Annotated in this window: 7 protein-coding genes and 2 pseudogenes; 4 read left to right on the top strand and 5 right to left on the bottom strand. The window is 73.7% G+C overall.

Translation table 11 applies throughout. From position 1 onward, the window contains the following. Positions 1 to 107: 107 nt before the first annotated feature. From Sm713_RS36720 to Sm713_RS36700, 5 genes and pseudogenes are all read right to left on the bottom strand, one after another. Positions 108 to 3,698: an SDR family NAD(P)-dependent oxidoreductase gene (locus tag Sm713_RS36720; protein WP_374196112.1), complete on the bottom strand. Its 3,591-nt coding sequence runs from the start codon at positions 3,696 to 3,698 to the stop codon at positions 108 to 110. An 82-nt stretch (positions 3,699 to 3,780) separates the two neighbouring features. Beyond that, a pseudogene (locus tag Sm713_RS36715) lies at positions 3,781 to 5,781 on the bottom strand (acyltransferase domain-containing protein); the annotation flags it as partial. Between the two features lie 154 nt (positions 5,782 to 5,935). Further along, positions 5,936 to 6,916 (bottom strand): annotated as a pseudogene (locus Sm713_RS41080) (long-chain fatty acid--CoA ligase); the annotation flags it as partial. A gap of 697 nt (positions 6,917 to 7,613) precedes the next feature. Further along, positions 7,614 to 9,650, bottom strand: a complete 2,037-nt coding sequence (locus tag Sm713_RS36705; RefSeq protein WP_212914255.1) for a polysaccharide deacetylase family protein — start codon at positions 9,648 to 9,650, stop codon at positions 7,614 to 7,616. A 115-nt stretch (positions 9,651 to 9,765) separates the two neighbouring features. Continuing rightward, complete coding sequence (locus Sm713_RS36700; RefSeq protein ID WP_212914254.1) at positions 9,766 to 10,350, bottom strand: helix-turn-helix domain-containing protein; 585 nt, start codon at positions 10,348 to 10,350, stop codon at positions 9,766 to 9,768. 186 nt (positions 10,351 to 10,536) lie between these two features. Between Sm713_RS36700 and speB the strand changes: the two genes are divergently transcribed. The 4 genes from speB to Sm713_RS36680 are packed head-to-tail and all read left to right on the top strand — an operon-like array spanning position 10,537 to position 14,495. Beyond that, positions 10,537 to 11,541 carry an agmatinase gene (speB, locus tag Sm713_RS36695; RefSeq protein ID WP_212914253.1) on the top strand — a complete coding sequence of 335 codons (1,005 nt, stop codon included), beginning with the start codon at positions 10,537 to 10,539 and terminating at the stop codon, positions 11,539 to 11,541. After that, on the top strand, positions 11,538 to 12,986 hold the full coding sequence (locus Sm713_RS36690) for a cytosine permease (protein WP_212914252.1): 1,449 nt from the start codon (positions 11,538 to 11,540) through the stop codon (positions 12,984 to 12,986). Before speB ends, Sm713_RS36690 begins: the two co-directional genes overlap by 4 nt. Beyond that, positions 12,983 to 13,858, top strand: coding sequence for a nitrilase family protein (locus Sm713_RS36685; RefSeq protein ID WP_212914251.1), 876 nt, complete (start codon positions 12,983 to 12,985; stop codon positions 13,856 to 13,858). Before Sm713_RS36690 ends, Sm713_RS36685 begins: the two co-directional genes overlap by 4 nt. Positions 13,859 to 13,901: 43 nt before the next feature. Then, entirely contained in the window at positions 13,902 to 14,495 is a 594-nt protein-coding gene (locus Sm713_RS36680; RefSeq protein ID WP_212914250.1) for a GrpB family protein, read from the top strand. Positions 14,496 to 14,509: the final 14 nt, after the last annotated feature.

The following is a 14,509-nucleotide window of genomic DNA, read 5'->3' as shown; positions in this document are numbered from 1 at the left end:
CGAGCCGCCGCCTGCCTCATCGTCGCGTGCCTCATCGTCGCGTGCGTGAAGCTCGGGCAGCCGGCGGCCTCTCCGTGACACCCCCGCCGCACAGCTTGAAGATCAGGTCAGCGACGCGTGTCCGCCCGGTCCCGAAGCCACTCGTGGACGGCGAGCGCGGTCGTTCCGGAGTGTTCCTCGAACACCGTGAAGTGGTCGCCGGGCACGGTGACCTCCTCGTGCGGCAGATGCCAGTCAGGCGGCGGTTCGGCGCCCGCCAGGGACTCGCCGGCCCGGACGAAGAGAGTGCGGGCCAGCAGCGGCTGGGCGCGCCAGCCGGAGAACAGCTCCATGTAGCCGCCCATCGCGGTGAGCCGGTCGACATCGCCCCCGTCCACGGACGCCCGTGGGGCGAACAGGCCGGCGGTCATGGCCGAAAGCGCTGGCGAGTCGCCGCCGATAGCGCCTGCGGGATAGGTGTCGACCAGGACGACCGCGGCCGGCCGGACGTCCCCGCTCTCCAACCGGGCGGCCACGGCGTGCGCCACCCATCCGCCGGCCGAGCGGCCCAGGAGGACGAACGGCTCGCCGGCCGCCTCCGCCAGCACCGCGGCGGCCTGCACCGACACGAGGGCATCGAGCGAGGCCGGCAGCGGCTCGCCGGTGCGGAAGCCCGGATACGACAGCGCCGACACCTCCCGCAGCCCGCGCAGGGCGGCGCCGAAACGGGCGTACTCGTGCGGGCCGGACAGCGCGCTGAGCGACGGGCAGCAGATCAGCCGCGGACCGCCGCCCCCCGTGGCGAGCCGTACCAGGGGGCCGGGCCCGGGCAGCTCCGCCGGGTCCCGGAAGACCGGCCGCAGGCGGGAGGCGAGGGTCAGCAGCCCCATGCCGTCCGAGGGCCGACCGAGCGCGTGCGCCGTACGGAACAGGGCGAACAGGCCGTCGCTGGCGGACGTCTCCCCGCCCACCGGGGCATGCGCATCCAGCGGTCCGGGCGCCGCGCCCGCGCCGGCTGCATCCGGGACGGGGCGGGGGCCCGGGACGGTTCCGGTGACGGCGTCGGGAACGGTGTCAGGGCCGGTGTCGGACTCGGTGCTCCGGGCGGTGTCGGGTGCGGCGCCCGGACCGGCCAGCGGGTCCACGGACTCCGCCCACCGATCGGCCAGGTATCCCGCGACCTCCGCCGGCGTCGGGTGGTCGAACAGCAGCGTGGTGGGCAGTGGCAGTCCGGTGGCTGCGGCGAGCAGGTTGCGCAGTTCGACCGCCGTCAGCGAGTCGAGGCCCAGCTCGATCAGGGGCCGGTGCGCGGTGACCGCGGACGGTTCCGCGGTGTGGCCCAGCACCTCGGCCGCCGCCGTGCGCACCTCGGCCAGGAGCAGCGCGCCACGCTCGCCGGCCGGGGCCTCGGCCAGCCGCCGGGGCAACCGGTCGGCGGGCTCGGGTGCCTGAGGCGGCGCCGGGGCGCGTTCCGCCCGCTCCTGGACCAGTCCGTGCAGCGCGGGGGGCACCTCGTCCCGGCGCCGGCGGGCAAGGGCCGCCTGGTCGAGCCGCGCCGCCACCAGGACCGCGTCGGTGCCGCCCAGGGCCGCGTCGAAGAGCGCGAGGCCGTCCTCGGGGGACAGCGGGACCAGGCCGGCGCGCGCCATCCGGTGCCGGTCGGCGTGGTGCAGGTGGGCGATCATGCCGTCGTTCCGTGCCCAGGGCCCCCAAGCCAGCGAGGTGCCGGGCAGCCCGCGCGCGCGGCGGTGGGCCGCCAGCGCGTCCAGGAAGGCGTTCGCCGCGGCGTAACCGGCCTGGCCCGCGGAGCCGAGGACCCCCGCCACCGACGAGAACAGGACGAACGCGGCCAGGTTCCGGCCGCGGGTCAGCTCGTCCAGGGCGATCGCCGCGTCGGCCTTCGGGCGCAGCACGCGCGCCAGGCGTTCGGGGGTCAGCGCCGGCAGCACGCCGTCGTCCAGCACCCCGGCGGCGTGCACCACGGCCGTCAGCGGGTGCTCGTCCGGTATGCCCGCCAGCAGGGTGGCGAGGGCGTCCCCGTCGGCGACGTCACAGGCGGCCACCGTCACCTCGGCGCCCAGGCCGGCGAGTTCGGTGCGCAGCGCGGCGGCTTCGGGAGCTTCCGGTCCGCGCCGGGTCGCCAGCAGCAGCCGGCGGGCACCGTGCCGTGCCACGAGGTGGCGGGCGAGCGCCCGGCCCAGGGAACCGGTGCCGCCGGTGACGAGGACGGTGCCCGCAGGGTCGAGGACGGACCCGGGCGCGCCGGCCGGCCCGGTCACCGCGCGGACCAGGCGCGGCGCATGGGCGGCCCCTCGCCGTATCACGGTCCCCGGCGGCGCGGCGGCCAGGATCCGCGGCAGCAGGCTCCAGGACTCGTCGTGGTCGTCCGCGTCGAGGAGGACGAGGCGGCCGGGGTGCTCCGCCTGGGCCGAGCGGACCAGCCCCCAAATGGGTGCCTGGGCAAGGCCGGTGATGTGTTCTTCCGGCGTTCCCCCGGCCGCGACGGCGTTCTGGGTCACGACGGCCAGCCGGGAGCCGGCGAACCGCTCGTCGGCGAGGAAGTCCTGGACGAGGCTCAGCGTGCGTACCGTCGCACGGTGGACGGCCCCGGCGAGATCCGGCCAGCCGGCCTCGGTGTCGGGGACGTGGACGATCAGGTCCGGCGGGTCGTCGCGCAGCGCGGCGAGGTCCGCCGCTTCCTCGGCGCCGGAGCCTGCGAGTACCGCGTGCAGCCGCGCGTCACCGGGGGCCAGCAGGGCCCAGCGGGCCGCGGGGCCGGGCTGGTCGGCCGGGGACGGCTCGACCGTCCAGTCCAGCCGGAACAGGCAGTCGGTGCCCGGCTTCCTGGGCGCGGCCGGCTGCTCGACGGTGCGGGGCCGCATCACCAGCTCCCGCACCGAGGCGATCGGCCGCCCCTCGCCGTCCGCCAGCTCCAGCGACGCCCGGCCCGCCCCGGTGGGCGACATCCGCACCCGGAGCCGGTCGGCGCCGGTGCCGTACAGCCGCACCCCGGCCCAGGTGAACGGCAGCAGCACCGCGCCGTCCGGCCGAGGGGACGTGGAGGCGCCGGCGATCCGGGTGTGCAGGGCGGCGTCCAGCAGCGCGGGGTGCAGGGGGAAGCGGCCGGCGGCGGCGCGTTCGTCCTGGGGCAGCCGGACCTCGGCGAAGATCTCGGCTCCGGCGCGCCACGCCGCGTGGAGTCCCTGGAATACCGGGCCGTAGTCGAGCCCGCCCGCGGCGAGCCGGGCGTAGAGGCCGCCGCCCTCGGTGTCGAGCGGCACCGGGACCGCGCCGGGCGGCGGCCATTCCCGGAGAGCGGGTGACGGGGAGGGAGAGGGCTCGTCGGGGCCGAGCACCCCTTCGGCGTGCAGGGTCCAGGGAGGGTCGGCACGGCCGCCGTCCGGGACCGGCGGGGCCGCGGGGCGGGCGTGGAATCTCAGCCCGCGCCGGCCGTGCCCGTCCGGGCCCGCCAGGTTCAGCTGCAACTCGACGGCCTCGTCCGCGGGGAGCGTCAGCGGCACCGTCAGGGTGAGCTCTTCCAGCGGGCCCGCGCCGGTTCGGCCGGCGGCGTGCAGGGCCATGTCGACGAAGGCCGCCGCGGGCAGGAGCACGGTGCCCCGCACCGCGTGGTCCGCCAGCCACGACTCGGCACGCAGCGACAGCCGGCCGGTGAGCAGCAGCCCGCCCCCGTCCGCCAACGGGGTCTCGGTACGCAGCAACGGGTGCGGCGAGGACGCCGGCCCGGTCGGCGCGTCCGCGTCCAGCCAGTACCGGCAGCGCTGGAACGGATAGGTGGGCAGGTCAGAAGACGGCTCCCCAGTCGACGTCCACGCGCTGCGCGTGGAGGCCGGCCGCGGCGGCGAGCAGGGCCTCGTCCTCCGCGCGGTCCCTGCGGAGTGCGGGGACGAGGACCGGCGGAACGGCGTGAGGGGCGCCACCGGCCGCCCCGCCGCCGGCCAGGCCACCACCACCACCACCGGCCACGCCACCACCGCCGGCCGCGCCGCCTGCTCCGGAGACCTCCTGCGGGGCGTCGGCCAGGCAGTCCCGTGCCAGCGCGGTGAGCTGCGCGTCCGGGCCGAGTTCGAGGACGTGCGTGACGCCCTGGTCCCACAGGTACCGCAGGGTGTCGGCGAAGCGCACAGGGCGGCGGGCCTGGCGTGCCCAGTGGTCCGGCGCCCGGAGTTCGTCGAAGCCTGCCGGCCGGCCGGTGACGCCGGTGACCAGCGGGATCGTCGGGGGCGCGAACGCCAGGCCGGCCGCCAGCTCGGTGAGGCCGGCGAGCGCGGGATCCATCCGCGGCGAGTGGAACGCCTGGCTGACCCGGAGCCGCGTCACCTGGCGGCCCCGCCCGCTCCAGAGGTCGGCGACGTCCTGCACCGCCGCCTCGTCGCCGGAGACGACGACCGACAGCGGACCGTTCACCGCGGCGATGTCCACCTCGGGCTCCCGGCCCGCCAGCGAGGCGCGCACCTCGTCCTCGGCGGCCCGGACGGCGGCCATCGCGCCGCCGGCGGGCAGCGCCTGCATCAGCCGGCCGCGGGCCGCGACCAGCCTGCACGCGTCCGGCAACGGGAGCGCGCCGGCGACGTGCCCGGCGGCCACCTCGCCGACGGAGTGCCCCGCCACCAGGTCCGGGCGCACGCCCCACGCCTCCCACAGCCGGAAGAGGGCCACCTCCAGGGCGAACAGGGCGGGTTGGGCGAACTCAGTGGTGTGCAGAAGCCCGGCCACCGCCGAACCTTCGGGGGCGAACACCACGTCCGGCAGCGGGCGTGGCAGCAGCGGCTCCAGGTGCGCGCAGACGGCGTCGAAGGCCCGGGCGAAGGCCGGGTGGCTCCGGTACAGGTCACGGCCCATTCCGGCCCGCTGGCTGCCCTGTCCCGTGAAGAGGAACGCCACCGCCCCGGCCGGCCGCGGGTGGCCGGCGGACACCTCGGGACGGGAACGGCCGTGTGCCACCGCGTCCAGGGCGTCGAGCAGTTCGGCCCGGTCGCGCGCCAGGGCCACCGCCCGGTGCGGGAAGGCCGCTCGGGTCGTCGCGAGGGAGAAGCCGACGTCCAACGGCCGGCAGCCGGGGTCGCCGGCGACGCGGTCGGCGATCCTGCGGGCCTGAGCCCGCAGCGCTGCCTCGCTCCGTGCCGAGAGCGGGAACGCGACCGCGGGGCCCGGCGCCCCCTCCTGGACGCCGGCCGCGGCACCGGCGGGGACGGCGGCGTCCTCGGGACTGCGGGACGGCGCCCCTCCGGTGCGGATTCCGCTTACCGACCCTCGCAGAGCGACGCTCCCGGGGCGCTCCGCTTCCGGCGCCGCCGGGGTGTCCATAACCGCGGTGTCCTGCACCGGGACGCCGGGCGCCTCCTCCAGGATCAGGTGCGCATTGGTGCCGCTGATCCCGAAGGAGGAGATCCCCGTCCGGCGCGGCTGTCCGGTGACCGGCCACGGCATGGCCCGGGTGAGCAGGGACACCGTGCCGGCCGACCAGTCGACGCGGGGCGTCGGCTGCTCGGCGTGCAGGGTCCGGGGCAGCACGCCGTGCGCCATCGCCTGCACGGTCTTGATGACGCTCGCCATGCCGGCCGCGGCCTGGGTGTGGCCGATGTTCGACTTGACCGAGCCGAGCGACAGCGGCCGGCCCGCCGGACGCCGGGCCCCGTACGTCGCCAGGAACGCCTCCACCTCGATGACGTCGCCCAGTTGCGTGCCGGTGCCGTGCGCCTCGACCGCGTCGATCTGTTCCGGTTCGAGACCGGCGTCGGCCAGTGCCGCGCGGATGACCCGCTGCTGGGCCGGGCCGTGCGGGGGACCGTGACGTACCCGGAGGCGTCGATCGCGCCACGTCGCCCGTGCGGTACCAACCGTCTCTCAGCACCTGCGCGGTGGCCTCCGGCCTGCCGTGGTAACCCTTCATGACGTTCGGTCCGAAGACCCACAGTTCGCCCTCCCGCACCGCCGCGTCGCCGGGGCCCTCGCCGTCGCCCAGGCGCAGCCGCAGCCCGGGCAGCGCCCGGCCGCAGGAGCCGGGCGGCCGGTCCTCGTCGGGCGCCGTCATGGTGACCGGTCCGGCCTCGGTCGATCCGTAGTGGTCGAGGAACGGGACCCCGCACAGCTCCTCGAAGGAGCGGCGCAGCGCTGCCGCGGCACCGGCACCGCTGCTCAGCACGGTCCGCAGCCCGGGCGACCGCAGCGGACGGCCGTCGAGTGCCGCCAGCAGCTGCTGGTGCATGGCCGGCACCGCGGCCAGCAGCGTCCAGGGGGCGTCCGGCCGGCGGAGCTCGTTGATCACCTCCTCGGCGGAGAACCGGGGCAGGATCCGCGCCGTGGCCCCGACCGCGGTCACCGCGAGCGCACCCACGATGTGGCCCAGGGCGTGGTGGAGGGGCAGCGGGCAGAGCAGCCGGTCCTCGGCCGACATCCCCATGACGCCCGCGAACCCGGCCGCCACGGGCCACAGGCGGCTGCGCTGGCTGGAGAGCACGCCCTTCGGCAGGCCGGTCGACCCCGACGTGTAGAGCAGCCACGCCGGATCGTCGAGCCCGGCGTCATCCCGGGCGGGTGCGGGCGGCGTGGTGGCGATCAGCTCCTCGTAGCGGACCGTGTCGGCGGCCTCGGCGCGCCGGTCGGCCCCACCGTGCACCAGCACGACGGTCAGCCGCGGGCGGGTCGCCCGCAGCCGCAGGAAGCGGTCCAGGTCGGCCCGGTCGGTGAACACCAGCCGGGCCCCGCTGTCGTCGAGCAGGTGGGCCAGCTCGGGGTCGGTGGAGCGCGGGTCCACCGGTACGCCGACCGCTCCCGCCCTGGTCACGGCCAGCAGCGTGGTCACCGCTTCCAACCGGTTGTCCAGGTGGATCAGCACACGGTCGCCTCGGCGCAGCCCGAGGGCGGCCAGGTGACCGGCCAGCCGCCGGGTCTGGAGCTCCAACTCCGCGTAGGTCACGCGGTGGTGGTGGTCCTCGAAGGCGATCTTGCCGCCCTGGCGCCGGGCGTGCTCCACGAGGAGCTCCGGCACGGGACGGACGAGGGCGGTGCGGGCCTCCACGATGCTTTCGCTCCCCCGGTCAGGCGTTCCCTGGACCGCTGGATGACCCCTGGATCCTTCCACCTCACCGCTCGTGCCATGTCATGGTGCGAGGAGGCCGGGCGTGCCCCGGGTCGTGCTCGGGCACGACCCGGGGCACGGGCGCCGACGGCCGCGGCGGACGGGCGCGTTGGCGCACGCTGAGAACGGTCCGGGCAGCCCGGCCCTGTGCGGTATCGGTGGCGGGGCAGGACGGGCCGGGCCGGTTCGCACGCGCCTGTAGCGGGTGCGAACCGGGGCCGGCCTGCTCGACGGGTTCACCGCCGGGACCGGGCTGACATCGCCGAGACGGAGCTGAGAATCAGGGCGCCGTGACCCATGAGGCCCTGACGCCCTGCCCCCCGTACCCCCGCGATGCCACGACGCCGCAACGCCGCGCTGAACCGAACCGGGCCAGACCGAACCGGACCGAACCGAACCGAACCGAACCGAAGAGCCCGGTGCGGGAACGCCGTTGCCTGGTTTCAGCCGGCTTGCCAGCCGCTTCCTGGCCCGGACTTGACGGTCTTTCGGCCAGGGGCCCGCTGCGGTCGCCGCCGGTGCTCGCCGGCGCTCCTCACGGCCGGGGTTTGACGGTGATCGGGTCGCTTGCCTCGTCTGTCCATGATTCGCCGTGGGCCACGAGCGCGGGTGCGTTCGTGGTCGTCGCCGGGGCGTCGCCGGCCACGTCGACCGTGACGGTTATCGGGGGGTAGGAGGAGTGGGGAGCGAGAGCGTCGGTGCGCGTGCAGCTCGTGGTGGTCGTGCCCGTGCACGTCCACCCCGGCCCGGATGCGGCCGTCGCGGTGAGCCCGCTGGGGATTGCCTCGTTCACCGTGACCGAGCTTCCGTCGCCCGGCTTGTCGCTCACGTTGGAGACGGTGAGGGTGAGCTTGTCGCCGACGTCGCCGCGCGTGAACGTCGCCGGGCTGTGCGTCGCCGACACGGACAGAGGCGACGGGACCCGGGTCCATGCACCGGGGATCTGGTCAGGGGTGCCGAACGCCAGGGGCAGGTGGTACGGCACCGGGTTGACTGCGTTCGGGATGGGGTCGCCCGAAGAGACGTTCCGGTCGGCCACCACCTGGCCGGTGTGGTCGACCACGCCGAAGCAGTAGCCGTTCGCCCGGTAGCGGTCGATCAGCTCCCCTACAGCCTTCACCGTCTGCGGACCGTTCGTCGCGTCGATCGCGCCATCGTGCATCCCCATGATCACGCCGGGTCGGGCCTGCGCGAAGATGTCGTCGGCGATGGCCTCGGCGCTCTTGTCGGGAAGCCAGTCCTCTCCGTCGATCCTGTTGAGGAAGTAGACGTAGCCCATCGAGTCCAGCAGCTGCTGCACCGCCGGGTCCGAGCCGCCGAACGGCGGGCGGCTCCCGAGGAAGGTGAGGGGCGCGCCGGCAGCGTTGAGCACCTGCTCGTTGTGGAGTATCTCCTCGCGGTTCGCGTCCGCGTTCAGCTCATCCATGTGTACGTGGGTGTAGGTGTGGTTGAGCTCGACGTACCCCTCATGCACCTGGAACCGGGCGATCCCCGGGTTCGCCTCGACTCGGACACCGTTGTCGAAGAACGTCGCCGGCACCTGCTTCTCCCGAAACACCTTCAGGAGCTGCGGCCGATATGACGATGTCCCGTCGTCGAAGGTGAAGGCGACGCGGTTCGAGCACGAGTTGTCGACCTGGTGGTCGTCCTTCTTGCCGACGTCGGAGCGCCCGGCGGCCGATTCGATCGCCTGCCGCTCCGCGGACGTCAACAGCCCCGCTTTGACGAAGCCGTCGGTGGCACCGGCGACCAGGGAGAGGAACTGGCCATGGCTGGCGAACGGCTCACCGGCCCAGATCCGGTCGAGGAGCGTGCAGCCGTTGGACTGCTGGGGGTTGGTGACGCCGGAGGGTACGCCGCCGTACAGCCCCGGGCGGAAGGGCGGGCTGAACGTGATCGGTGCCTCAGGTGACCACCCGTAGGGACAGGCGTCCAGTTTGACCTGGTGAGTGGCTGAATCGTTCGACGGGTCGACGTCGCCGCCGCCCGAGACGGTGGCGGTGTCGGTGATGTGCGCCGCCGGGTCCTCACCGACCCCGAGGCCGTTGGCCACGCTGACCTTGATCGTGATCGGCGGGTAGGACGCTCCGGGCGCCAGGGCGTCGCTTCGGGTGCAACTCCTCGTTGCCGACCCGGAACAGCTCCACCCGTCCGCCGTGGACGAGACGAAGTCGAGGTGGGCCGGGATCTCGTCCGCGACGACGACGGTTCCGGAGGTCGGCCGGTCTCCCACGTTGGTGACGCGCACGGTGAACGTGGCGTCGTTCTGGCCCTGCGAGAACATCGCCGGGCTGTTGGACTTCGAGATCGCCAGGTCGGGAGCGGGTCTGGCCGCCGAGGCAGGTGCCGCGGCCGGTGCCGCTACCGGGGCCGCTTCCAGAGCGGCGGTCTCTGGTGGCTTCACTGCCCTCGCCGCTGGCGCACTTGGTGCCATGGCCCAGATCGGCACCAGCGCGGCCGCCAGAAGGACGGCTCCCATCGCGATCAGTAAAGAGCGGGCACGCATGGGGTACCTCCAGCGGAAGTTGACGTTGCCTTTGCAGAAAATAATCCCGGGAAGCAGGTGCCGCATAGGGCGCGACGGCACGTCCGTTCGCCGCGCACGGCCGGGGCCGGGCCGCCGCCGGTGCCGCGCGCCGACCGACATGGGGCTTGCTTGCGGAGAGCGGGTACGAGAGCTCCGCGGATCAGTGCGAACCGCTCCAGGGAGCCGGCACGAACGTCCAGGTGGCCTCGGCCGGGCCGGGGCCGGAGTTGAACCAGGTGTGCGGCTCCCGGCCGGGGAAGGTCAGGGTGTCGCCCGCGGCGAGCACCTCGGTGCGGTCGGTGAAGCGGACGGAGATCTCGCCGCTGACCACGTGCAGCACTTCCACGTCGCAGTTGATCGTGTACAGATCGTCGCCGCCGTGCGCGTCCGGTTCGAGTCGCGAGCGCAGGATCTGGATCTTCGACTGGTTGCGGGGCGTGACCATGCGGTCCTCGACGCCCTGCCCGCCCATGTTGAGGCGGGGGGCCGCGTCCAGCCGGACCACCTCGGCGTCGGGGCCTTCGAAGAGCGAGCCGATCGGCAGGGACAGCACCTGGCAGAGGGTGACCAGGGAGGTGACGCTCGGCGAGGTCTCGTCACGCTCGACCCGGCTGAGGAACCCCCTGGTCAGACCGGTGGCGGCGGCGACCTGCTCGATGGTGAGACCCTGGGCCTGGCGGGAGGCCCGCAGACGCGCGCCGACACGGACCGGTTCGGCGGACGGTGTCGGGTGCAGCGCTCTCATCGAAATCCTCGCGTTATTCCTTCGGCTCCCGGAGGCCCTTGACATGGCCGTCACTCAGAGCAAACACTACCCGGAATGCTAGTTGCCCAATAGGCATCCTTTGTTGTGTATAGGTAACTTCCCGCCTGGAACAGATCCGAGGTTCCGATGGACTCAGCCGAACCCCCGCGCCCCCCGGTCGGCCCCATGGACTCAGCCGAACCCGCACGCCCCCCGGTCGGCCCCCCGGACGCGAGTCTGAGCCCCCGCTATGCGGGGATCGCCACCTTCGCCCGGTTGCCCCGCCTGGAAGACGTGCCGCGCGCCGACATCGCCGTCGTCGGCGTGCCCTTCGACAGCGGGGTGAGCTACCGGCCGGGCGCCCGCTTCGGGCCCGCGCACATCCGTGAGGCCTCCCGGCTGCTCCGGCCCTACAACCCGGCGCAGGACGTCGAGCCCTTCGCCGCCCAGCAGGTCGCCGACGCGGGCGACATCTCCGCTAACCCCTTCAGCCTCGACGAGGCGGTCGCCCAGATCCGGGCCGCCGCCGAGGACCTGGCCGCGGACGGTACCCGGCTGCTCACCCTCGGCGGGGACCACACCATCGCCCTGCCGCTGCTGCGCGCCGCCGCCCGGCGGCACGGCCCGCTCGCCGTGCTCCACTTCGACGCCCACCTCGACACCTGGGACACCTACTTCGGTGCCCCCGTCACGCACGGCACCCCCTTCCGCCGTGCGTCCGAGGAGGGGCTGATCGACCTCACCACCAGCCTGCACGTGGGCACCCGGGGTCCGCTGTACTCCCGCCAGGACCTGCGGGACGACGAACGCCTCGGGTTCGCGGTGATCTCCAGCCCCGAGATCGAGGCCGAGGGCCTGCCCCGGGCGATCGAGCGCATGCTCGCCCGCCTCGGGGAGCGGCCCGTGTACCTGTCCATCGACATCGACGTACTCGACCCGGCACACGCGCCCGGCACCGGAACGCCCGAAGCCGGCGGGATGACGAGCCGCGAACTCCTCGCGATGATCCGCGCCCTGCGCGGGACACGCCTGGTGGGAGCCGACGTGGTCGAGGTGGCCCCCGCCTACGACCACGCCCAGCTCACCGGCATCGCGGCCGCCCACACCGCCTACGAGATCCTCTCGGCGATGACGCCCGACCACCTGCCTGCGCCGGATGCCCGGCCCACGAACGAGAGGGGAAGGCGATGACCTCCTCGGACACCGCGAGGCAGCACGAGCCGGCGATCGAGCAGCACTCGATCGACTACGTGCCCGCCGTCGAGCGGCACGGCAGGGTCTGGCACCAGGGACCGTTCTGGTTCACCGGCAACTTCGTCCTGCCGACGATGGTCACGGGCTTCGTCGGCCCCTCCATGGGCCTGAACGTCTGGTACAGCGTGCTGGCCATCGTGCTCGGCGTCGCCGCAGGAACGTTCTTCATGGCCTTCCACGCCAACCAGGGCCCCCGGATGGGCCTGCCCCAGATGATCCAGTCCCGCGCGCAGTTCGGCAGTCGCGGCTCCGCGGTGCCGTTCGCCGCGACCGTCTTCGTCTACGTGGGCTTCCTCGTCTTCGACACGGTCCTCGCCGCGCAGGGCCTCGGACTGTGGCTCCCGGACAGCAAGCCCTTCTGGTACCCGGTCCTGATCGCCCTGTCCATCGTCATCGCGGTCGTCGGTCACGACCTGCTCCACTTCGTCCAGCGCTGGCTGACGTACCTGCTGGTCCTCGTCTTCGCCGTCCTCACCGTGGTCGCGATCGTCCACTTCGGCTCCCACCCCACCCCCGCCAACGTGCCCGCCGCCACGGCGGGATGGGGCCTGACGGCGTTCCTGGTGCAGTTCTCCCTCGCCGCCGGGTACAACATCAGCTACGCCGTCTACGTCTCCGACTACACCCGCTACCTGCCGGCGAAGGTGCCCGCGCGGGGCCTGATAGGCGCGGTGTACTCGGGCGCCGCGTTCTCCGCGATCTGGTTGATGTCGCTGGGCGCGATCCTCGCCGGCCACCTGCCCGATCCCGACCCGATCCTCGCCCTGCGCTCCGTCGGCGACCTGGTCTTCCCCGGCTTCGGACTCATCGCCGTCATGGCCTCGGTGCTCGCGCTGATCTCCATCATGGGGGTCAACGCCTACGGCGCGATGCTCACCGGCGCCAGCGCGCTGGACGGCTTCCGCAACGTGCGCCCCACCGTGCGGCTGCGCGTCATCGGGCTCGTCGTGGTCGGCCTGGTGTCCCTGGTGGTCGCCCTGCTGATCCCGGACGACTACATCGGCAGCTTCAACAACTTCGTGCTGATGATGCTGTACTTCCTCGTCCCGTGGACCGCGGTGAACCTGGTCGACTTCTACCTCGTCCGCCGGGGGAGGTACGCCATCGCCGAGATCCTGAAGCCGGACGGCCTCTACGGACGCTGGGCGTGGCGGGGCGTCACCGCCTACCTCATCGGGTTCGCGGCTATGATCCCCTTCTTCTCGACCAGCTTCTACGCCGGCCCGGCGGCGAACGCCCTCGGTGGCGCGGACTTCTCGTTCGTCGTCGGTCTGGTCGTCTCCGGTGGGCTGTATCTGCTGTTCTCCAGGAGCCTGGACCATGAGGCGGAGGCCGGCGCGCAGGTGGTGAGCGAAGCCGAGCTGGAGGGATCCGCCCGATGAGCCCGCAACCATCCCGCCCCGGCGCCGCCCGCGGGACCGAGGTCACCGTCGCCGTGTGCCAGATCGCGCCCCGGGTCGGCGACACCGCGGGGAACCGGCAGCGGATCCGGGGCGCCGTCGAGGCCGCGGTCGAGCGCGGCGCGCACGTCGTGGTCCTGCCGGAGCTGGCCGGTACGGGCTACGTCTTCACCGACGCGGAGGAGCTGCGGGCCGCGGCACAGCCGCCGGACGGCGACACGGTCAGGGAGTGGGAGGCGCTCGCCGCCCGCCACGACCTGGTCATCGTCGGCGGCTTCGCCGAGCGCGGCGGGGACGGGCGCATCCACAACGCGGCCGCCCTCGCCGATCCGACCGGACTGCGCGCCACCTACCGCAAGGCCCACCTGTGGAACGGCGAGAAGACCTGGGGCTTCTCGCCGGGCGACACTCCCCCGCCGGTCGTCGACACCGTCTACGGCCGCATCGGGTTCATGGTCTGCTACGACCTGGAGTTCCCCGAGTGGGTGCGGCTCGCGGCCCTGGACGGCGCGGACCTGCTGTGCGCGCCCGTCAACTGGCCGCTGTCTCCGCGGCCGGACGGCGAGCGGCCGGGCGAGATCGTCCGCGCGCAGGCCAACGCCTCCGTCAACCGCATGTTCCTCGCCGTCGCCGACCGGACCGGCGTCGAACGGGGCCAGGACTGGCTCGGCGGCAGCGTGATCGTCGACGCCGACGGCTACCCCGTGACCCCGCTGCGCCTCGGCCAGGAAGCGGTCCTCACCGCGACCCTCGACCTCGCCGAGGCCCGGAACAAGGCCATCAGCGAGCGCAACGACGTCCACGCGGACCGGCGGCCCGCGCTGTACGCGCGCCACTCACGGGAAAGGGCGTGATCCACCGTCGCCGGAGTCTGAGCGACCGCTCCATGCTGTAGGCATGCCTTTCCCCGACGAATCGGCCCCGGTAGCGCTGCTGGACTACCAGCCGCAATGGGCGCTGGACTTCGAGCAGCTGGCCACGACACTGCGCGACGCACTCGGTGACCATGCCCGGTCGATCGACCATGTCGGTTCCACCTCGGTCCCAGGTCTGGCCGCCAAGGACTGCGTGGACATCCAGGTCCGCGTCGAGGCCGTGGACGAAAGTCAGCAGGTCGAGCTGTTCGCGGCGATCGGCTTCCGCTGCCGCCACGAGTCCTGGAACCGCACCGAGGTCTGCGGCGGCCAGGAGTGTCGCAAGCTGGTGTTCGCGCCCCCGGTCGGCGCCCGACGGTGCAACGTGCACCTGCGCGAGGAGGGCGGCCCGAACGCCCGCTTCGCTCTTCTCTTCCGGGATTACCTACGCGCCGATGAAGCTGCCCGCCACTCATGGGGAGCGTTCAAGAAGCGCCTGTCCCTCAGCGTTCCGGACCTACGGGACTACGGGCAGATCAAGGCCCCGGCGACGCAGGTGCTGATGATGGCAGCCGAGCGCTGGGCAGCTGAAACCGGCTGGAAATCCGTGCCGATCACGACGGCAGGGCATTCTTGACGGAGAAACCGCTG

Source organism: Streptomyces sp. TS71-3, from assembly GCF_018327685.1.
Classification (GTDB): domain Bacteria; phylum Actinomycetota; class Actinomycetes; order Streptomycetales; family Streptomycetaceae; genus Streptomyces.
Note: the sequence above shows the minus strand (reverse complement) of the source record. Positions and strands in the feature narration are given on the sequence as shown.